The 19,820-nt window shown below is 56.8% G+C and carries 17 protein-coding genes and 1 pseudogene; 12 read left to right on the top strand and 6 right to left on the bottom strand.

Annotated elements, in window-relative coordinates; translation table 11 throughout:
• Window positions 1–33: 33 nt before the first annotated feature.
• Together AUR04nite_RS16140 and AUR04nite_RS16145 are read left to right on the top strand one after the other, a co-directional pair.
• A complete protein-coding gene (locus AUR04nite_RS16140) occupies window positions 34–678 on the top strand; it encodes a YqaJ viral recombinase family protein (protein WP_246055567.1) in 645 nt (214 codons plus the stop codon).
• Window positions 679–721: 43 nt separating this feature from the next.
• Complete coding sequence (locus AUR04nite_RS16145; protein WP_141367056.1) at window positions 722–1,687, top strand: MauE/DoxX family redox-associated membrane protein; 966 nt, start codon at window positions 722–724, stop codon at window positions 1,685–1,687.
• A 33-nt stretch (window positions 1,688–1,720) separates the two neighbouring features.
• On the opposite strand, the gene AUR04nite_RS16150 is transcribed toward AUR04nite_RS16145, so the two are convergent.
• Window positions 1,721–2,818, bottom strand: coding sequence for a mechanosensitive ion channel family protein (locus AUR04nite_RS16150; protein ID WP_141367058.1), 1,098 nt, complete (start codon window positions 2,816–2,818; stop codon window positions 1,721–1,723).
• Window positions 2,819–3,021: 203 nt separating this feature from the next.
• On the opposite strand from AUR04nite_RS16150, the gene AUR04nite_RS16155 reads away from it, so the two are divergent.
• From AUR04nite_RS16155 to AUR04nite_RS16175, 5 genes are all read left to right on the top strand, one after another.
• A complete protein-coding gene (locus AUR04nite_RS16155) occupies window positions 3,022–3,576 on the top strand; it encodes an AMIN-like domain-containing (lipo)protein (RefSeq protein ID WP_141367060.1) in 555 nt (184 codons plus the stop codon).
• 93 nt (window positions 3,577–3,669) lie between these two features.
• A complete protein-coding gene (locus AUR04nite_RS16160) occupies window positions 3,670–4,668 on the top strand; it encodes a PhzF family phenazine biosynthesis protein (protein ID WP_246055568.1) in 999 nt (332 codons plus the stop codon).
• Between the two features lie 61 nt (window positions 4,669–4,729).
• Entirely contained in the window at window positions 4,730–6,193 is a 1,464-nt protein-coding gene (locus AUR04nite_RS16165; protein ID WP_141367064.1) for an MDR family MFS transporter, read from the top strand.
• A 273-nt stretch (window positions 6,194–6,466) separates the two neighbouring features.
• Window positions 6,467–8,017 (top strand): helix-turn-helix transcriptional regulator, encoded by a 1,551-nt coding sequence (locus AUR04nite_RS16170; protein ID WP_218024698.1) that lies wholly within the window; start codon window positions 6,467–6,469, stop codon window positions 8,015–8,017.
• Window positions 8,018–8,464: 447 nt separating this feature from the next.
• A complete protein-coding gene (locus AUR04nite_RS16175; protein WP_141367068.1) occupies window positions 8,465–9,622 on the top strand; it encodes a heparan-alpha-glucosaminide N-acetyltransferase domain-containing protein in 1,158 nt (385 codons plus the stop codon).
• A 116-nt stretch (window positions 9,623–9,738) separates the two neighbouring features.
• Here the strand turns inward: AUR04nite_RS16175 and AUR04nite_RS16180 are convergent, their stop codons facing one another.
• Window positions 9,739–9,939 carry a hypothetical protein gene (locus tag AUR04nite_RS16180; protein ID WP_141367070.1) on the bottom strand — a complete coding sequence of 67 codons (201 nt, stop codon included), beginning with the start codon at window positions 9,937–9,939 and terminating at the stop codon, window positions 9,739–9,741.
• Between the two features lie 98 nt (window positions 9,940–10,037).
• Window positions 10,038–10,469 (bottom strand): hypothetical protein, encoded by a 432-nt coding sequence (locus tag AUR04nite_RS16185; RefSeq protein WP_141367072.1) that lies wholly within the window; start codon window positions 10,467–10,469, stop codon window positions 10,038–10,040.
• A gap of 161 nt (window positions 10,470–10,630) precedes the next feature.
• Between AUR04nite_RS16185 and AUR04nite_RS16190 the strand changes: the two genes are divergently transcribed.
• A complete protein-coding gene (locus AUR04nite_RS16190; RefSeq protein ID WP_141367074.1) occupies window positions 10,631–11,320 on the top strand; it encodes a TetR family transcriptional regulator in 690 nt (229 codons plus the stop codon).
• Window positions 11,321–11,422: 102 nt separating this feature from the next.
• Window positions 11,423–12,655 (top strand): acyl-CoA dehydrogenase family protein, encoded by a 1,233-nt coding sequence (locus AUR04nite_RS16195; protein WP_141367076.1) that lies wholly within the window; start codon window positions 11,423–11,425, stop codon window positions 12,653–12,655.
• Between the two features lie 67 nt (window positions 12,656–12,722).
• Here the strand turns inward: AUR04nite_RS16195 and hrpB are convergent, their stop codons facing one another.
• Together hrpB and AUR04nite_RS16205 are read right to left on the bottom strand one after the other, a co-directional pair.
• Entirely contained in the window at window positions 12,723–15,278 is a 2,556-nt protein-coding gene (gene hrpB, locus AUR04nite_RS16200) for an ATP-dependent helicase HrpB (RefSeq protein WP_141367078.1), read from the bottom strand.
• Window positions 15,275–16,060: an alpha/beta fold hydrolase gene (locus AUR04nite_RS16205; RefSeq protein ID WP_141367080.1), complete on the bottom strand. Its 786-nt coding sequence runs from the start codon at window positions 16,058–16,060 to the stop codon at window positions 15,275–15,277. Before AUR04nite_RS16205 ends, hrpB begins: the two co-directional genes overlap by 4 nt.
• 153 nt (window positions 16,061–16,213) lie before the next feature.
• Between AUR04nite_RS16205 and AUR04nite_RS18470 the strand changes: the two genes are divergently transcribed.
• From AUR04nite_RS18470 to AUR04nite_RS16215, 3 genes are all read left to right on the top strand, one after another.
• Window positions 16,214–16,342: a hypothetical protein gene (locus tag AUR04nite_RS18470; RefSeq protein ID WP_281285137.1), complete on the top strand. Its 129-nt coding sequence runs from the start codon at window positions 16,214–16,216 to the stop codon at window positions 16,340–16,342.
• 243 nt (window positions 16,343–16,585) lie between these two features.
• Window positions 16,586–17,647 (top strand): aldo/keto reductase, encoded by a 1,062-nt coding sequence (locus AUR04nite_RS16210; protein ID WP_141367082.1) that lies wholly within the window; start codon window positions 16,586–16,588, stop codon window positions 17,645–17,647.
• Between the two features lie 278 nt (window positions 17,648–17,925).
• Window positions 17,926–19,308, top strand: coding sequence for an NAD-dependent succinate-semialdehyde dehydrogenase (locus AUR04nite_RS16215; protein ID WP_141367084.1), 1,383 nt, complete (start codon window positions 17,926–17,928; stop codon window positions 19,306–19,308).
• Window positions 19,309–19,637: 329 nt separating this feature from the next.
• Here AUR04nite_RS16215 and AUR04nite_RS16220 read toward each other — a convergent pair.
• A pseudogene (locus AUR04nite_RS16220) lies at window positions 19,638–19,820 on the bottom strand (mannose-1-phosphate guanylyltransferase); the annotation flags it as partial.

A 19,820-nucleotide genomic window follows, 5' to 3' on the forward strand; every position in this document is an offset into this window, starting at 1 on the left:
GGGTTCGGATCAAAAATGGGGAAGAATAGACGGGTGATAACTGTGCCCGGCGTCAACCATGAATGCTTCCATCGAGTCCTTGCCGACTCGTCAAACCGCATTGAATGGCTCAGGGCGCGAGCGCAGGGAGTCACCGCCACCGACGTGGCCAAGCTGTCCACGGCGAAGTCGATCAAGAACGCCGCCTGGGACAAGCTCTACGGCAATGGATTCTCCGGCAACCCGTATACGGACCATGGGCGCAAGCGCGAACCGGTGATCGCCGCATGGGTGCAGGAGAACTTCAATATCTTCCCCTCCACCCAGCTTTTCCACTCTCAGGATTCACGGCTTCACTTAGCCACCCCCGACGGCCTGGGATTTGACGCGGCGGGCGTTCCGGTCTTGGCTGAAATCAAGACCACCAATAAGCCGTTCAAGAAGATCCCCAAGCACTACCTGCGCCAGGTGCTGTGGCAGCAGCATGTGATCGGCGCCGAGCGGACCTTGTTTGTGTGGGAAGAACACGACAACTTTGTTCCGCTGCGCGATGTCCCCGAATACATGTGGGTTGAGCGCGACGATGAACTGATCAAGGATTTGATCCAGAAGGCGGAGTCATTGATCTCTGCGCTGCGCGAAGCAACAGCACGCCAAGAACGCTACAACGACTACGGTCCGGCGGCCCTGCGCCTCTAAGCTTGGAAGCAGTGCGCGTTGCACGGTTGAAAGGTAGGCGGCGATGATTTGGCTTTTTGAGGTGGCCCGATGGGCCGCGGCTTCCGTGCTGGTCATCAGCGGGCTGCTTAAGCTCGGTCGCTCAGAACAGCTCTACCGCAGTTTGGGAGAACTGGGACTGCCGGCGGCTCTGCTGCGGCAGAACTGGATGAAAACCGTGATCGCTCCCTCATTCTCCTATGCCGAAATCACCATAGGCCTGGGCATGCTGCTGGTCCCAACCCGGGTCTTCCCGCTGCTGGCCGCAGTGTTCTTTGCGGTGTTCCTGTGGGTGGTGGCCAGTGCGGTCTTCAAGGGCCGGGAAGCTTCCTGCGACTGCTTCGGCGGGTACGGCGGCGACAAGGTTTCTGCGGCGACTATTGCCCGGAACGCAGGGCTCTTGAGTATTGCGTTGCTGGGCCTAGCTGCAGCCCCGGCGCCCGCGGTATTTGCCGCGCAGCAGTGGGGACCGTGGGCGGGAATCCTGTCAGTCTTCCTGCCTTTGGCAATTGCGGTGGGACTCGTTTACTGGAGAGCCAGGACTGCACGGAAGAAAACCCAAAACCTAGTGGATTCGCTGGTGCTGCGGGATGTCAACGGCGAGTCCCTGGAACTGCGTGAATTCTTTGACCCACCCACCTATCTGGTGTTCTTCTCCCCCACCTGCAGCGCCTGCCACAACCTGGTCGAGCGCTTCCGCTGGTGGCCTCACGCGGTAGCAGAAGGCTTTGACCTGCAGCCGGTGTTCATTGGGAAGCCTGAAGACTTTGAAAGGATGCCAGAGTACGCGCCGCTGCTGCCCTATGCCTGGTATGACCATGGTTCGGCGGTCGCCACCGCCATGGGGAGGAACGGCACCCCAGGTGCGGTGCGCATCGATGCCCAGCATCCGCTGGGCGAGGAGTGGAAAATCGGAGCCTACGAAATCGAGCAGTACGTGGTGCGCCCGGGATTCTTTGAACAATACGAAGCCGGGCGGGAAACCCCGTAAGGTTTCCCGCCCAGCAAAAGATCAAGCCGCAAGTCAGGCCGTTGGAGCACCTGGCAGCATGCGGGGATCCGGTAAGCACTCAGGGTAGCTCTGGATCAGTTCGCTCAACAGCTTCTCGCGGATCATATTGCGCAGGTCCCACAAGTCGCCGGGATTGCGCGCCGATAAAAATATGGTCACCGTTTCCAGGCCGCCCTGCACATCTGTCACATTTAGTGCATTGCGCTGGCCGTCCCACAGGTCGCTTGATTCCAGCAGTTCGGTGGTGCGCTGGCGCAGGTAGTCGATCGGCGCATTGAGCTTGAGCTGGAACACCACGTTGCCTGCAATCTCCGTGCTGCGACGCGACCAGTTCTCAAATGGAGTGGTGGTGAAGTAGGTGGAGGGAAGAATCATGCGCCGGCCATCAAGCAGCAGCACCACCACATAGGACAGGGTGATCTCTTCAATGGTGCCTCGCTCCTGCTCGACCACCACTGTGTCATCTACACGGATGGAGTCGGTGAAGGCGATCTGCAGCCCGGCGAACACGTTGGCCAAGGTTGACTGGACCGCGAGGCCCACCACCACGGACGCCAGACCTGCCGAGGCCAGCAAGCCGGCGCCCAACGCCCTGACCTGCTCGATTGAGAGCAGCACCGCGCCGACCGCCACGATGCACAGCACCGCGATGATCACCCGGCGCAGCAGCCCCACCTGGGTCTGCACCTTGGCGAGCTTGCGCCCCGAGCCGAAGCGGGCTTCCACCCGGACCAGCAGCACCTCTTCAATAACCCGGATAATGCTGATGATCAGCCAGGTGAGGAAGAAGACCAATATCGCAAGGACGACGAACTGCCACCCGTTGTACCAGGTCATATTCCGGTAGAAGATGGCCAAAGCCGACTTGGCGATAATCGAGGTCACTGTGCCGAAGAACGGCAGCCGGGTTGAGTTCACATGGCTCTTGGCCGCTCCCATCCGCGCGAGGATCCGGCGCGAGACGGAGGAGAACACAAAGGTGAGGGCGGCTGCCACCACGGCACCAATTGCAATCACCACCCAGAATTGCAACGTTTCGGGGAGGAAGCTTGATGCTTTAACGACGTCTTGGACAGTCTCGTCGATAGGCGCAACAGGGGTTTCAGTCATCCATTAAGCATGTCATAGCCCTCTTGCCGAAGCCTGTGTATCCCCTTGTGTGATTCCAAACGTTGGGCCCGCGATTACGGTTGAACAACAGTAGCGTTCCAATTTTTCTTGGCCCTTGAAAACACAAGTGCGGCGCGCTGAACTAATCTGACCGGCATGGCAAATGCTGGGTGTTGCAGTAGAAGAAAGCAGGTGTTTTTACGTTGCATCGACCAAAGTTTGCACTACTCGCTGCCGCAGCTACCGCCGCACTGTTGGCTCTCACCCCGGGAGCCGCGGCGGCGCCAACCAGTCTGGCCGCCACCAGCACTGCGGCATCAACTTGTCCAACCGTTGCGTGGGGTTCACTGGCCAAGACTAAGACATTGTCCACGACCTCGCAGATTTTCAATGTCCGCACCGGGCAGCACAGCTGCTACGACAGGATGGTCATTGATCTCAAAGCCAAGCCAGCAGGATTCAGCGTGAAGTATGTTGACACCCTGCGGGGCATTGCCTCGGGCCTGCCGGTGCGCACTACCGGCGGCGCCAATTTGCAGATCCTCATCCATGCTCCAGTCAGCGCTTCCTACTCGCCAGGGGCCACGGTGAAGAACCTTGGCTACAGCACCTTCAAGCAGCAGGTCTGGCTGGGAAGCTTTGAAGGGGAAACGATGCTCGGCATCTCCACCCGTGCACGTTTGCCCATGCGGGCTTTCCTGCTTGATGGCCCGGGAACTGGTTCAAGGCTGGTGATTGATGTCGCCCATCATTGGTAAGCACCACAGGTAATTCGAGCCGTTCGCCACTTTTTGATGACGTTCCGCGTAACACCCGGTCAACCTGCTGAAGAATGTGCCACGATGCTATGTATGAGCAGCACATTTGCCTATCAGCAGGTTGACGTTTTTGCGCCCACGGCCTTCAACGGCAACGGCCTTGCAGTCGTCTTTGACGCTGATGATCTCAGCGACGACCAGATGCAGCGTTTTGCCCAGTGGATCAACATGGCGGAGACCGCGTTCTTTGTTGAACCCACCGATGAAGAAGCAGACTATGCAATCCGCATCTTCACGCCCACCACCGAGCTGCCCTTCGCCGGCCACCCCACACTGGGAGCCGCGCACGCATGGCTGGCCGCCGGCGGCGAACCAGGCCCGAGCGGACATCTTGTCCAGCAGTGCCAGGGCGGGCTGATCAGGCTGCGCGTAGAACGCGAGGCAAGTGAAGAGCACTCGGCCCGCATTGCCTTCCTGGCTCCCCCGCTGACCCGTTCGGGCCCCTTGGAGCCGGATGTGCTGCAGTGGGCCATTGCAGGGCTGGGGCTGCACCCGGATGACGTGGTGGACCATGCGTGGCTGGCCAACGGACCACAGCCTGCCGGGCTGGTCCTGCGCGATGCAGATTTGGTGCTTGCCATCGAGCCCGACTACGAAGCTTTGGAAGGCCTGGAAGTCGGAGTAATCGGCCCCTACACCGCCTCCAGCGTTTCCTTCGGCACCTGGCAGCCGCGCGAATCGGTGATGCCGCGCATTTCCGGCACCCGCGAAGAGCTGCGCCCTTTGGATTCTTCGGACCTTGAGCGTTCCGAGGAGCGCTTCGGCTCGGTGGTGCTGCAGCCGCCGGCAGATTTCGAGGTGCGCAACTTTGTTCCCGGCGAGGCGGTGCCAGAAGACCCTGCCACCGGCAGCCTGAATGCAGCCTTCGGCATTTGGCTGACCGAATCAGGCTATGCACCGCAGCGCTACACGGTGCGCCAAGGTACCCGGGTGGGACGCAACGCCATTTTGCATGTCGAGGCGGACGACCAGGGAGTGTGGGTCAGCGGAGATATTGTCACACGGGTTAACGGAACTGTGAGTTTCGACTAATTTCCCATTGATAGAGAACCTATCTATGTTCTCCAAGCTGTGAAAGCACTAGTCTTGACCAGTGCCACAATCTGTAAATCCCGAAATCGAATTCGATAAGAAGGCCGCATGGAATGCCCTCTGGGCATTGGTCATTGGCTTCTTCATGATCCTTCTGGACACCACCATCGTGTCCACCGCCATGCCCGCCATTATGGGTGCCCTTGATGCCGATATCTCCGGCATCCTGTGGATCAACAGCGCCTATCTGCTGACCTTTGCTGTACCCCTACTGGTGACCGGCCGCCTGGGCGACAGGTTCGGCCCGCGCAATATCTACCTGATCGGCATGGTGATCTTCACCCTCGCCTCACTGTGGAGCGGCCTGTCCACTACCTTGGCTTCCCTGGTCTTCGCCCGCGCGGTACAGGGCCTAGGCGCTGCGATGATTTCCCCACAGTCAATGACCCTGATTACCCGCATGTTCCCGTACGCGCACCGCGGTGCCGCCATGGGCTTGTGGGGAGCGGTGGCAGGCATTGCTTCGCTGGTCGGTCCGATTGCCGGCGGCCTGCTCGTGGACTCGGCAGGCTGGGAGTGGATCTTCTTCATCAACGTGCCGATTGCCGTACTGAGCATTTTTATGGTGCTCAAGTTCGTTCCGAAGCTTGAACCGCAGGCCCACTCCTTTGACTGGATCGGTGTGGCACTCTCAGCAATTGGCATGTTCTGCCTGGTCTATGGCATCCAGGAAGGCGACTCCAGCAACTGGCAACCGTTTATCGGCCCCTTCGGCTCTTGGCACCTGATCGTCTTTGGCATTCTGATGATGGTTGTTTTCGTCTGGTGGCAGTCCAAGACCAAGAGCGAACCGCTGGTTCCGCTGCGCCTGTTCAAGGTCCGGAACTTCACCCTGGCGAACATTTCGATCACCTTCATGGGCCTGGTCATTGCAACGATCAGCCTGCCGATGGTGTTCTTCCTGCAGAGCGTCCGCGGGTTGACTCCTACCGAGTCGGCCTTGATGATCTCCCCTATGGCGATTGTCGGCATCTTCTTGGCTCCGCCGCTGGGCAAGGCCATCAACAAGGTCAACCCGCGTACCTTCGCCCTGCCGGGCTTCGTGCTGCTGGGCGGCGGCACCATTGCCTACGCACTGATGATGCACGCAGATATCCCGCTGTGGACACTGCTGATTCCTTCGGCGGTCCAGGGCGTCGGCTCGGCAATGATCTGGCCGTCGCTCTCCCTGGCTGCCACCCGCGACCTGACCGCCAGCGATGCCGGTGCAGGTTCAGGCATCTACAACACCACCCGGCAGATCGGTTCGGTGCTCGGCTCCGCGTTGATCGCGTTCATGATGGATTCGCGCGTGGCGGCGGAAATCGCCAAGCTGGATCAACCGGCCGACCAGTCGGCGATCTTTGAAGCCACCTCAGTGGGCTTGGGCCAGGCGCTGCTACTGCCGGGCATCGTGGCAGTTGCCGCGATCCTGTCGGTGTTGTTCTTCAAGTCCCACCCGCTGGATAACAAGGCTGGGCACTAAAGGGATAATTGTTCGCGATAGCTGGGGATCGAAATTTCTCGTCGGTCCCCAGCTACTTTGTTTTTATCTAGAATTCCTAGTCATTGTCATTCTCAGAAGTATCCACTACTTCTACGGTTTCCGACTCCGATACATGCGAACGACGCCTGCCGGAATATCGGAAAGTCTCTTCTAGATTTTTGCTGTTTGGGCCTCACATTTGCCAAGGCAATATGATGGCACTACATCATGCAGATTAGCCTATGCCAGCCAGGCCTACGGCTGGAATTCAGCATGAAGATTGGGGGCTTGGGGTTGGCAGTGAATCTGGTGGATATTCTTCAGAACCATATCGCAAATAAACACTATGAGCTTCTCATCGACTTCGCCATTGAGAATTTCACCGAGCTTTTCAACAATTATCGAGTTCAGTTCGCGAGTCGAATCGGCGAGCTACCAGCCGACGTTCAAAGTTCACATCCCGAATTGGCAATACTCGCGGCTGCAGCCCACTCAATGCTTGAGCCCTACCGGCCCATCGATTTGGTTCAGACGCAGCACTCGTTGCAAAGAATTTCAGACGCCGCCAAGACCAGTGAAGATCCTTTTACCCAGTTTCGAGTTGCGGGCCTTCGCCTCGGTGCCTTGCGCATACTGATGCTTGTTGACCAGGCAGCGGAGGCCGCCCGCTTGTGGGAAGAAGTTGTAGATTCTCTGCCGCCAAACGTCATTCTGTCCAAGAAGAAGATGTTCTTCGTTTTTGCTGTTCAGTGTGTTGCTGCCTACACTCACGGTGGATACTTCAACGATGCTATCCGCGCCGCGCAGCGGTTGAATCAAGATGACAATCAGCTACGTCACTTGCATGTCCGGTCGCTGGTCAGCCTGTCCTACGCGCTCAATGGTGACGTCAATTCAGCAAGAAAGCTGACCAATAGCTTTGATGACGGCAGGCTGCCCGAAGCATGGGACAGCGCTTACAACGCAATTGGCTACCACCTTGCCAGGGCACTGATTTCCGTCGAAGATGCCCGACCGCACGATGCGCTGGCACGGCTGGACGAGCTCGACAGATTCTTCCACGTTGTAGACCATTGGGCGTTCATCCTGATAGTCCGTGCACGTGCCCTGATCTACTTAGGCACCCCTGCAGTTGCTGCCGACGAAATCCATAAACTAATGTTGCAGAGTGCCGGCCGCAGGGCGGGCAAATCAACTTTCGATCTACTCTATGCGGCTTATCTGGATCTACTTCAGACAGCTGGACTCTACCAACGGGTCACACGGATGAAAGAATATGTCCAAGAACGTCTTGCAGCCTTTCAATTGGCCGAAGCCCGCGCTGTAATGAACACTGATGAGTCGCAAGCACTCACCCTCACCAGAGAAATTTTGGACTCGGACGCAAGTTTGCGGCATCACGCCGAGAGCCTGCTGGTGCAGGCAATTGCATTCCAGCGCCTCGATCTTCCGGATCTTGCAGAAGATGCGGCCGAGAAGCTTGCAGCTTCTGTTGAGCGAAATGGAATTCCATCAGTGCTCACCTACGCGCCTAGACCTGAAGTGTTGTTTCTGCTTCAGCGCCGGGCGCCGCAATTGGTTGAGTTGGTCAAGGATTTTCCATATGGTCCGGACGATAGCATCAGGTCCAAGGTCATTTTGACTGAAACCCAACTAAGAATTTTGGCGCAGCTGGTGTCTCATGCCAGTGTGCCGAAGTTGGCAGAGTCGATGTTCATTTCCCCGAACACCGCTAAGACGCACCTGCGAAATATCTATCTTAAGCTTGGCGTCAACAACCGGGCAGATGCTGTCCAGGCTGCGCTGCGGTTGGGGTTGATTTGATAACAGAAACCAGCCGTTGTCGAAGAACGTGAGAAGCGACCTTCCCCCATGTACAAGATCGCTTCTCACCGGAGCAGTTGCCCGAACCAAGACGAGCGGCTGCCGGTGGTATCAGATTCATGGAGCTTTGCTGTTTATACGAGTGACAGCATTCCCATGGCCATTGCTTCAGCCAGGCTTTATGACGGTTCCTCTTGTCTTCCCCAAGATCCAAGGTGAATCCGAAAGTAGCCTGATGAAACTCCAAGCTCTGATTTCTAGTACCTTCAACCATTGTCAGGCAGGATTCCTCTTGGAATAAGCGGTTTCGCTCTGTACGACGAATTTGCTCTCGAACTTCACCTTTACATTTCACCCTGCTCAATGGACAGCTCAGTTATTCACTCCCGAGTCGTCGACGAAACATGATGCGTCGGACAAACGCCATGCATCCTATACTCATTGCTTATGAGCACCGGAACTTTTCCTTCCAGACCCTCTCGCTACGTAGTTGTCGATACACTGCGCGGTGTGGCGATCCTTGGGATGATCTGGGCCCATGTTCGTGGCATTGCTCCGCAGATGCTACCGGAAGCGATCATGGGCGGCTTCTCGCAAATGAGCGGTGCTGCAACGCCGCTGTTCATGCTCGTGGCCGGCACCACCATTGCGATCCTTACCCAGCGAAAAATGGACAGCACCCAACGGCGGCATTTCCGGCTTGAGTATTTCCTGCGAGGAGTCGGACTGGTCCTAATCGGTTTGGCATTGCTGCCGTGGGACAACCGGGTAGATATTGTGCTCTCCTACCTGGGCATTACGTTCATTCTTGCGGTGCCGTTTCTCTTCGCCAGTTCGAAAGCCCTGTGTGTAGCGGCCTCAGCAGTATTTTTAGCTTCACCGCTGCTGGCACGATCCGTTGGCCAACTGATCCTGAATTCTCCAGATCTCCGTTTTCCTCAAGTTACCTACAGCCCGCTCGGCATGCTTATCCAGTGGACTTTCACCGGGCATTCGTATCACGCGACGTGGCTGCTTCCATTCCTTCTGCTCGGCCTCGTTCTGGGCCGCTTGCTGTTGTCTAAGAAATTGCCCGCGACAACCATCTGCATTGCCGGGCTGCTCGTTACCGCTGTGGTCTACATATTCTTTGTTCGTCAAGGACAGGACAACGGCACCTACACACGCGGCGGCTACGCGGAAATGACCTATGACCTGGCACGAGCCTTGTTCGTTTACGGGGCGCTCATCTGGCTCGCTTCAGTAAAGAATTCTAAGATTCACAACTGGCTTCCGAAGGTCTTCATGCCAGTATCATTGGCCGGCAGGGTGCCGCTCACGCTGTATGTAGGGCATGTGCTGCTCCTGTTCACCTTTGAGACCAATCATTGGACGCTCGTTGGACCGCAGGGCCTATGGCCGTTGATTGTCTTTGGCGTGTGTATTGGTTTTGCGGTGCTGTGGGGTCTCACCCTCGGCGTAGGTCCTGTCGAACGGTTCCTCGGAGTGTTCTCACTGCGGCACAAACTCCGCTGGGCTTTCACTGCCCAGCCGGCAACTCTCGCAGAGTTCGGCTTTTCAAAACGACATGACGAGAATGCAGCCGCTACAACTACTCCTTCTTAGGCAAGCAAGCACTAGGTTGGTCAATAGAAATGGACCCAGTGTCTCACCTTTGCAGGTGAAGCACTGAGTCCAATTTCTTACGTCATGACACTGCAGGACGGTTCTAGACAAGTTGACTAGGCGTCGGTGTCGTTTCCGCCTTTGAGATCATTGACTTTGTCGGTGATCTTTTCCTGCGCATCAGCCGCGAACTCTTTAACGTTTTCCGTAGCGTCAGCGGCAAATTCCTTGACGTTCTCAGTGGCGTCTTCCGCGAAGTCCTTCACGTTCTCTACTGCTTCGCCCAGCTTCTTCTTTGCGTCATCCAAAAAACCCATAGAGCACTCCTTTAGCAAGCCTTTCCGGTGGGAACTACCTAGCGCAGGTAGTCTCAAGAACAATGTATGTTCCGAGACTTCCCTACTCAAGACTTTGTTTACTTTTTCTTTTTGGATTTCTTGGCCGCCTTGTGGCCGAAGATCAGCGCCACGGCAATACCAGCGAGCCAAACGTCCTTGGCAAGTGCGGTGCCGTCCTGCGTTGGCCGGACACCATCTGATTCAGTCATGCCAGGGGTGCGCAGGTAGGCCGCCAACAGCGACCCGGAGAAGACACCAAGACCCAGTCCTGCGAGGCGCGAAGGAATCAGCGGCAGCAGCAGAGCGCTACCTAGTGAGATCTCTCCGACGGAGAGCATCTTGCCGAAGGTTGCCGGTTCGATTTCGCCCAGCTGCGGAATGCCGTTGGAGGCCATCTGCTGCAGGCCTGCCGCGCTGGCCTCATCCAGCCGCAGCTTGTTGATTCCGCTGTTCAGAATGAACGCGCCACTGACCAAACGTAGCGCGGCGTTTGCGATCGAGATTCCCATGGGCTCCCATTCCTCTAATTTCGATGAATACGAGAGGGCCCATCAGCGGGCCTTCTTGCTGATCAGCGTAGTCACCCTGCTGGACCTGCACAATGATTTGGGGTGCGTATTCAGCCAAGGGCAAGAAACCACGTGCGGTAATCATGCTAAATTTTTGAATCATGATCCCTGCTTCTGCTGTACCTTCCACCGCCCTCGACCTGTTGATTACGCAGGGCTTCGATGCCACCAGCGTTGACGAGCTGGCGGCCGCCGCAGGGATCTCCCGCTCAACCTTCTTTAGGCGTTTTGGGTCAAAAGAAAACATGGTCTTCGCCGATCAGGAAATGATCATCACCCATGTTCAGACCACTCTTGCGGCTTCTTCCGTTGACGCGATTCAGACGCTGATCGATGCGGCCCATGTAGTGTTTGATCAGTACACCGCAAACCCAGAAGCGGCTCAGCTGCGCCACAAGCTGCTCTCTTCAGTGCCTTCCCTGAGGGAGAGGGAGTTGGTCTCCACGCACAGATACGAGAAGGCGTTCTTTGATTTCCTCTCGCGCCGTGATCTGGTGACGACTCAGGCAAACCGTGCGTTGGGCCTTGGGCTCTGTGCAGGACTGGTGGCGATCCACAACGACCACCTGCGCATGTGGCTGCGGGATGCCCAGAGCACCGACCGCACCAAGCTGGCCCATGACGTGTCCTTGTTCCTGACTCGCTTCTCCGACCTCTTGCAGCCTGACGCGCAGCACCCTGCACCGGTGAGCGCCGCGCCGAGCATTGTGGTTTCGGTACTCTCCCCCGGAGCTGACGAGCAGTCGATTCTTGACGCCGTCTCCGCGGCGCTCAAACAGCAGCAGGGATAGCCTGTCCGAATCACCAAATGACACCTAGTACCTTGACATGACACTGCGTTCCATTAGGCTTGGAGTGGAACACACCTCCCAGCCTTAATAAGGAGCACCCTAATGACCGCGCAGCACACCGGTTTTGATTTCCCCAACGGAGTAGTTGAGCCCGAATACGATCTGTGGGCTGGTGAGGTCAACACCGACCCAACCGGTGTGTTTGCCGACCTGAGTGAAGCAGATGCAGCATGGCGCTCCAAGGCACGCCGCTTCGTGCTGGAGGAAGTCAAGAAGGACATCCACGAGTACTGGGACAAGGCAGACTACCCGCTGCATCTCGTCAAGAAGCTGGGCGATGCAGACCTGCTGCGCGACGGCCTGAATCTTGAGGGGTTCTCATCGATGAGCCCGCTGGCAGCCGGCCTGGTGAACATGGAGATGGCTCGCGGCGATGGTTCGGTGGCAACGATTATCGGCGTCCAGGCAGGCCTTGCAGTGCGTTCGGTGATGTACTGCGGTAGCGATGAGCAGATCGCCAAGTATGCCCTGCCGATGATTGCAGGCGAGCTTCCCGGCGCTTTCGCATTGACAGAGCCGACCCACGGTTCGGACTCGGTGTCCCTGGAAACCAGCGCCCGCAAGGTTGAAGGCGGCTACATCATCAATGGCGAGAAGAAGTGGATTGGCAACGGTTCGATTGGCGGCGTTTCGATCGTGTGGGCCCGCGATGAAGAGAACAAGGTCCGCGGATTCATTGTTCACCAGGATGCCGAGGGCTACAACGCCACCACGATTGAGAACAAGCTGTCGCTGCGCGCCATTTGGCAGGCGCATATCCGCTTGGAGAACGTGTTCGTTCCTGATGAGGACGTGATGCCGGAGGCCAAGAGCTTCAAGGATACTTCCCGAGTACTTTTCGCCACCCGCTTGGGTGTTGCTTGGTCTGCAGTGGGACACGCTACCGCCTGCTACGAGTCGGCAGTGAACTACGCAAAGCAGCGCGTGCAGTTCGGCCGCCCGCTGGCCGCCAGCCAGATTGTCCAGGAGCGCCTGGCCCGCATGCAGTCGGAGCTTGCCACCATACAGGTTCTGACCATGCAGGCGACCAAGCGCGAAGCTTCCGGCGAGCTGACAGGACCGCAGGCTTCCTTAGCCAAGTACACTGCGACCCGCACCGCCCGTTCGATTGCTTCCAATGCCCGCGACCTGCTGGGCGGCAACGGCATTCTGACCAGCAACCGCGTGGCACGCCACTTTGCTGATATCGAGGCGATCCACACCTACGAAGGCACCGAAACCGTCCAGGCGCTGATCATGGGCCGCGACATCACCGGATTCTCTGCCTTCGCCTAGGGCATTTCCATATCAAGGTTTCGGGTCCCTGCCTTTGGCAGGGACCCGGCTCGCTTTAACTATCGTTTCAGCTTTCTTTGCTGAGTCTGTTCTTGGTGAATTTGGTGGCCACATGCTCCCATGGATTTTCGGGCCATGGATGCTTTGGATAACGCCCACGCATTTCCGAGCGCACGTGGGCATAGGGCCCGTTGAAGAAGCTCACCAAGTCTTCGGTGACAGCCAGCGGGCGCCCGGCTGGGGAAAGCAGGTGGAACTGCACAGGTAGCTCGTTGTTGATCAGTCGTGGCGATTCCTGCAGCCCGAAGCATTCCTGTAGTTTGACCGCCACCACTGCAGGCCCAGCCTCGCCTGCTGGCGGATACTGGATGTTGATCCAGGAGCCAGAAGGCACCTGCAGGCGCTGCGGCACCAGCTGGTCAAAGTCATGGGCATGCTCCCATGGCAGCAGAGAACGAAGTGCGGAATGCAGGTCAATCTTCTCCGCAGGCTTCCCACCCGCAAGGGCACGGAGCACGGGAGTAAGCCACTGGTCGGCTCTCGCCAGCAGCGTTTCCTCGTCCATGGGAATGAATGGTTCACCTAGGACTCTGTAGGCACCCGCTAAACGGCGGCGCAAGGCATCAAAGTTTTCCTGGGCTCCGAACAAGGCCAGGCCGTGTTCCTGGACGGCGGCCTGCGCGGCCTTGATTCCCAGCGCCTCGGTGACCTTGACGGGCTTGGACGACAACTCGATCAGTCCAAAAGACTCGACCTTGCGGGCGCTGATTTTGCCGTCAATGAGCTGCGCGGATTCGTTGACTTGGTGCATCTGCGGCAAGAGTTCTTGCACTAGGGAAAAATCAAAAGCGGCCGCGCGGCGGATCATTGCCGATTGTCCGGTGCGGGAGACTTCGGCTACTGCCAAGAACTCACTGTGGCCCAGCTGGCTTCCGCGTGGAAGCACTGCACGGGTTCCTGAAGCAAGCAGGTATTCGTCCTCCCCCACTTTCTTGGCAAGCCACTGCGGGTAGGCCAAAGCGCACACTCCAGCTATGGCGGCATGAGAATCTTCAGTCGGCTGAGAACCAGCCATACCTGCTGCCAGCTGTGCCAAGCGGCGGGATTCTTGTTTCCAGGCGCGGTGTCCCGGATGCGAAGACCGGCGCACAGCGGCAAGCAGCTCAGACAGATCAGCGCTGGCAACACGTTCGGTGCTGGCCAGCAATGCTACGACTTCCGCGGTAGCCTGCACGCCGAAGTGGATGCTGCCATCCAGCAGCGCCCTAGCTGTTCGAGGGTCGGTGGGAATCTGCACCATTTTCTCGCCCAGGCTCGTAATCCGGCCTGAGTCGTCAACGGCATCCAGGGAGCGCAGCACCTGCTCGTCCAGTTTCATGGCTGCATCGGGCGGAGCTTCCCACATGCTCAAGCCTTCGCCGCGCGGGGTACCCCACGCAGCCAGCTCCAGTCCTGCTGAGACTAGATCGCCTGTGCGGATCTCCGGTGTTGAAAATGCGGGAGCCGCCGCGAATGACTTGGCATCGAGGGTGCGGATCACTTGGCCTGCCCCCAAGCGCCCTGCACGGCCCGCACGCTGGGTTGCAGCGGCACGACTGGCTACTACAGTGACCAGCCCGCTGAATCCTCTGCCGGTGTCTCTGCGGGGCTCACGAGCGTATCCAGAGTCAATCACTAGGTGTACGCGTGGGACTGTCAGGGACGACTCGGCGATGGATGTGGAAACGATAATTCGGGGGCCAGTTCCAGCCTCAGGCTCGCTGAGGATTTCGTCTTGTTCTACAGAAGAGATTTGCGAATGCAGGGCCAACGGAAGAGAGCCTAAAACCTCAAGATGAGAACAGACTCTTTGCACTTCACGGACTCCGGGCAGGAACACCAGAGTATCCACCGGGCTGGCTGAATTCCTGTTGATGTCCGCCGAGTGTTTCCAAGCAGCGGCGGCGATATGCTGCAGGTACTCGTCCGACAGGCCACGTTCGGTATTTCTCTGTCCGGAAAAGCTGTCGAAAGTTTCTGCGACGTCGTATTGCGCCGTATCAGCGCTGATGACTGGCGCAGGCTGGTCTCTGACTAACAGCTGCGACAATTCCTGCGCATGCAGGGTTGCACTCATCAAGATCAAAGAAAAGTTGTCTCGAAGCTCAGAAACCTGATTGACCATTGCCACCAATAGATCGGTGTCTATGGACCGCTCATGGACCTCGTCAATAATGACAGCACTGACACCGTCCAGATCTGGATCATTGAGCAGTCTGCGAAGCAGCAAACCTGATGTCACAAATTCAACTCGCGTAGAAGCCGACACCTTGCGTTCTCCACGGATCGAGAAGCCAACGCGCTCCCCCAATACGCTGCCGTCCAGCTGGGCCAAACGGCGAGCTGCTGCACGTGCAGCTACACGCCGCGGCTGGGTGACTAACACTCGGCCGTTCAGAGACTGTTCAGCCAGGGCATTGGCAACAGTCGGAGGGACAACCGTGGTCTTGCCTGATCCCGGCGGTGCATGAATTACCAAAGGCTGGGCCGCATCCAGCTTCAGCGACTGGGCAATCTCTTCCCAGCTGGGTCCGAACGCCAGCCCTGCGGCGATGGACTCTAGATTGAAAGACGTGAAGCTCATGGCCGGCGGCCAGTCCAGAACGATTCAATGGCCTGCACTATCGGCTCTATAGGGTACAGCGTGCTTCCGTGGGTCCGGCCCGGCAACGCGACCATGCGCGCATTCGGCATGGCATGGACCATAACCTTGTTCTGGTCAAAACGCGGCTGGTCGCGGGTGCCGATCAACAGCAACGTGGGAATGCGAATCTTCGCCAACTCGCTTAGCTCGATATTCTGCAGGGTTTCGGCGGCCTCGTAGTAAGCGGCCAGCGCCAAGGGGTCGTTGGACATAAATGCCAGACGCGTGGCAGGGTCTAGACGCCCGCGGGTTTCCTGTCCGGTGACGAATCCTTCAATATTTCCGGCACGCAGAACCTCCAGGTATCCGGGGAAGAACAACTTCCCAATCTCCCCTTCTGAGATCTCGTATGTGCCGCCCAACATGATCAAGGAAATAATCCGTTCGGGAGAGGTCATTGCCATGCGCAGACCGGTGCGAGCCCCGAAGGAGTACCCAATGATGTGGACTTTGTCGATTTCCAAATGGTCCAGCAACGCATGGATGTCACTGGCCACTTTATCCATGGTGTAGTCGGCAATTTCATGGGATTTGAATGACCGGCCGTGTCCACGAAGATCCATCCGGATGGTGCGGTGTCCCTCGCCGAGCGCCTTGGTATAGCCCAGCCCTCGCCAAATAGATCGAGACAGCGCAGAGCCGTGAAGGAACAGGATTGGTTCTCCCTCGGCATTATCATCATCAAAGAAGATCTCTGCGTTATCGGCGGGGTTGTTGATCATAGGCATAGCTCCGATTAAATCGCTTCACAACCGGCGAGGGAAATCCTTGTTTCCCGAGTACCTCTCGACATTGTGGCGAAGTAGGAGAACACTGAAGTTATAGGCCACGCATTCCAGCTGCCACACTCTGGGAGATACGGAAAGGGGAAGACCATGAGCGAGCAACCGCTAGAAGATGAAGATGATCGCGAGAAGAAGGCCCACGACAAGCATGACGAAGAGCTGGTCGAGGAATGGGAAGACGAGTCATTCCCTGCTTCCGATCCACCATCGAACTATTAGGGATAGAACCCTCAGAAAGAGCAAACTTGGCTCTCAGATAACATCAAGAGTTAGCTCGTATCGTTGGTACCACCTTCTCAAGGTGCGAGTGATCTAGAAGAACCGATCTGCGCAGGTGTTACCTCCTTGGCCTGACAGATCGGTTCTTCGTTTAATCACATCCAGTTCGAGCCTTTCCGGCACGTTTCCGAGTGGTTTCTGCAATAGGCTGGAAGCCGATCCAAGCTGACAGAAAGGTATTTTGTGGAATACGAAATCGTCAATCCGGTCGCTGACTCGCATCGCCCATATGTCGCGGCTGCTGACCGTTACGAACGTTTTGGTTACCGCCGCGTGGGCGACTCGGGAATCTTGCTGTCTCCCCTGTCGTTAGGACTGTGGTGGAATTTCGGAGACAACCGAACCTTTGATTCTCAGCGTGAGATCTTGCGCCATGCCTTTGATAACGGAATCATCCACTTCGATCTTGCCAATAACTACGGTCCACCAGCTGGAGCAGCTGAAGAAAATTTCGGACGCATGCTGCGCAAGGACTTCAAGCCTTACCGTAATGAACTGGTGATCTCTTCCAAAGCGGGCTGGGATATGTGGTCGGGCCCGCACGGAACACTCGGTTCACGCAAGTATCTGGTTGCTTCCTGCGATTCCAGTTTGGAGAAGCTTGGGCTCGACTACGTGGATATCTTCTACTCCCATCGTTTTGACCCCAAGACTCCTTTGGAAGAAACTATCGGCGCGTTGGATTCGCTGGTTCGTGCGGGCAAGGCACTGTATGTAGGCATCTCTTCTTACTCAGCCGAGCGCACCGCGGAAGCCAAGGCGATCGCCAAGGAACTGGGAACTCCACTGGTGATCCACCAGCCTTCTTACAACATGCTCAACCCTTGGGTGGAACATGGACTGCTGGAGACCCTTCAGAAGGAGAAGATGGGAGCCATTGCATTTACTCCCCTAGCTCAGGGTCTACTGACGGACAAATACCTCACCACCACGAATGTGGAACGCCAAGGTGGTCGCCGGTCACTGGACGCGCAGCTTACCGAGGAGAACCTCAAAAAGGTCCGCAGTCTCAATGAGGTCGCCCAACGCCGCGGACAGACTCTGGCCCAAATGGCTATTGCATGGCTGCTACGTGACGGCGCAGCAACTTCGGTACTGATCGGCGCATCCTCTACCAAGCAGCTTGATGAGAACTTGGGAGCTTTGAAGAATACCGAGTTTACCCAGGCTGAACTTGAGGAAATCTCAGCCATCACGCAGGGTGACGCTGGAATCGACTGGTGGAAATCCTCAGCTATTGGATAACAATCAGATCGGTACCTAAAACAGGACGCGCTCCTATCAAATGTCGCACGGCCTAGGGCTTACGCCCTAGGCAGTGCGACATTTGCTGTTTCATGGAAAGCACACTGGCGTCGCTTGATTTAGCACCCTGCTTTCTTGGTGGCCTATTGATCTCACAATGGATAAGCTCAGAGTGGACGCGATATGAAGTGAATTACATTCATTTATTGGTTATAGTTCTATACAACAACCCAAGTTCGCGTAAAAACCGAGCACTATGCACTACGACAGGAGCATCGATGAGCGCCCCAACTTACAAGGTCTTGAACCCAGCCACCGGCGAGGTAGTCGAGGAATTCCCAGCAGCCACCGATGAGCAGATTGAGCAGGCACTGACGGCCGCCCAATCGGCCTACGAAGCATGGCAGACTGTTGACATCAACGAGCGTGCCAAGGTTGTCAACAAGGTTGCACAGCTCTTCGCAGAACGTGCAGAAGAGCTCGGCAAGATCATGACCACCGAAATGGGCAAGCCACTGGCAGAAGCCATCGGTGAGGCAGAGTTCTGCAAGGACATCTTTGAGTACTTCGCCACCGAAGGCCCAACCCTGGCTGCAGATCAGGAAATCAAGTCCTTCTCCGGAGGCAAGGCAATCGTCCAGAAGCTTCCAGTAGGTCCCCTGCTGGGCATCATGCCATGGAACTTCCCGCTGTACCAGGTAGCCCGCTTCGCAGCTCCTAACCTGATGCTGGGCAACACCATTGTGCTCAAGCATGCAGAGTCCTGCCCACGCTCTGCACTGGCCATCCAGCAGATCATGGATGATGCAGGCGTCCCCGCCGGCGCATACAACAACGTCTTCGCCACGCACGACCAAATCGCTACCATCATTGCCGACTCCCGCATCCAGGGCGTCTCACTGACCGGTTCAGAGCGCGCTGGCGCCATCATTGGTGAGCAGGCCGGCCGCAACCTGAAGAAGGCAGTTCTTGAGCTCGGTGGTTCGGATCCATACGTAGTCCTGGACTCCGCAGATGTTTCAGCTACCGCTGAGGCTGCATGGGGCTTCCGCATTGACAACACCGGCCAGGCTTGCAACTCCAACAAGCGCATGATTGTCATGGACGATATCTTTGACGAATTCGTTGCAGAGCTGACCAAGCGTGCCGAAGGCTTGAAGGCCGGCGACCCAATGAAGGGTGAAGAAGGAACCTTCGCACCAATGTCTTCGCGCAAGGCAGCTGAGGATCTGGACGCTCAGGTTCAGGATGCAGTATCCAAGGGCGCCACCTTGCATGCTGGCGGCGTGCTCCACGAGGGCCCTTCGGCTTACTACTCCCCTGCAGTGCTCACCGGTGTCAACAAAGAGATGCGTGCGTACTACGAGGAGCTGTTCGGCCCTGTAGCTGTGGTCTACAAGGTCTCCAGCGACGAGGAAGCAGCGGAGCTCGCTAACGACACCGTGTACGGCCTGGGCGGTTCGGTGCACTCCACCGATGAGAGCCGCGCCGCAAAGGTTGCACAGAAGCTTCAGGTAGGTATGTCCAACGTGAACGTCGCTTCGGCAGAAAGCGCAGAAATGCCTTTCGGTGGAGTCAAGCGTTCGGGGTTTGGCCGCGAACTTGGCCCACTGGGAATGGATGAGTTCGTCAATAAGCGTCTGTTCTTCGTAGCTGACTAGCATTTAAATGGAAGTAGGTTTGGTGAATATACATAGTATTCACCAAACCTACTTTTCGATTGTTTTGATAACCGCCCACCGAATATCATTACTCAAAAAACTCATTCCAAACGGGTGACTCAACAACGAAAAACATTTCTCGAATTCAAATCTAATGAAGCCAGGGGCTCGGGGTGACAGGTCAATAACGAGTAATACATCGAAGATGAAAATAAAGGACAGTCGACTAACAATCTTAGATTCAGAAACAAATCAAGTTCATGGCGACTCCAAAATTTGGCTATAGCCGCCGAGGCAAAATATATTTAGTTTAATAGGCTTTATACATTCTATAAAAGGTCGACGCGACCCTGATCTTTAAGCGTCTGCACCGTCTGTTTCACCCGCTGCGCATGCTCCTTCGTCGTCACCAACAACGCATCAGCAGTATCAACAACGATCACATCATCAATGCCGATCAATGCCACCACGCGAGGGCGGTCGCCATAGACGACACCAGTCGCCTGATCCGA

Source organism: Glutamicibacter uratoxydans (assembly GCF_006539925.1).
Classification (GTDB): domain Bacteria; phylum Actinomycetota; class Actinomycetes; order Actinomycetales; family Micrococcaceae; genus Glutamicibacter; species Glutamicibacter uratoxydans.

What these genes read in the sequence shown, in the direction of transcription:
- AUR04nite_RS16145 (WP_141367056.1), top strand. Translation starts at nt 722, where the DNA reads ATGATTTGGCTTTTTGAGGTGGCCCGATGGGCCGCGGCTTCCGTGCTG.
- AUR04nite_RS16150 (WP_141367058.1), bottom strand. Translation starts at nt 2,818, where the DNA reads ATGACTGAAACCCCTGTTGCGCCTATCGACGAGACTGTCCAAGACGTC.
- AUR04nite_RS16160 (WP_246055568.1), top strand. Translation starts at nt 3,670, where the DNA reads ATGAGCAGCACATTTGCCTATCAGCAGGTTGACGTTTTTGCGCCCACG.
- AUR04nite_RS16170 (WP_218024698.1), top strand. Translation starts at nt 6,467, where the DNA reads ATGAAGATTGGGGGCTTGGGGTTGGCAGTGAATCTGGTGGATATTCTT.
- AUR04nite_RS16175 (WP_141367068.1), top strand. Translation starts at nt 8,465, where the DNA reads ATGAGCACCGGAACTTTTCCTTCCAGACCCTCTCGCTACGTAGTTGTC.
- AUR04nite_RS16180 (WP_141367070.1), bottom strand. Translation starts at nt 9,939, where the DNA reads ATGGGTTTTTTGGATGACGCAAAGAAGAAGCTGGGCGAAGCAGTAGAG.
- AUR04nite_RS16185 (WP_141367072.1), bottom strand. Translation starts at nt 10,469, where the DNA reads ATGGGAATCTCGATCGCAAACGCCGCGCTACGTTTGGTCAGTGGCGCG.
- AUR04nite_RS16190 (WP_141367074.1), top strand. Translation starts at nt 10,631, where the DNA reads ATGATCCCTGCTTCTGCTGTACCTTCCACCGCCCTCGACCTGTTGATT.
- AUR04nite_RS16195 (WP_141367076.1), top strand. Translation starts at nt 11,423, where the DNA reads ATGACCGCGCAGCACACCGGTTTTGATTTCCCCAACGGAGTAGTTGAG.
- hrpB (WP_141367078.1), bottom strand. Translation starts at nt 15,278, where the DNA reads ATGAGCTTCACGTCTTTCAATCTAGAGTCCATCGCCGCAGGGCTGGCG.
- AUR04nite_RS16205 (WP_141367080.1), bottom strand. Translation starts at nt 16,060, where the DNA reads ATGATCAACAACCCCGCCGATAACGCAGAGATCTTCTTTGATGATGAT.
- AUR04nite_RS18470 (WP_281285137.1), top strand. Translation starts at nt 16,214, where the DNA reads ATGAGCGAGCAACCGCTAGAAGATGAAGATGATCGCGAGAAGAAGGCC.
- AUR04nite_RS16215 (WP_141367084.1), top strand. Translation starts at nt 17,926, where the DNA reads ATGAGCGCCCCAACTTACAAGGTCTTGAACCCAGCCACCGGCGAGGTA.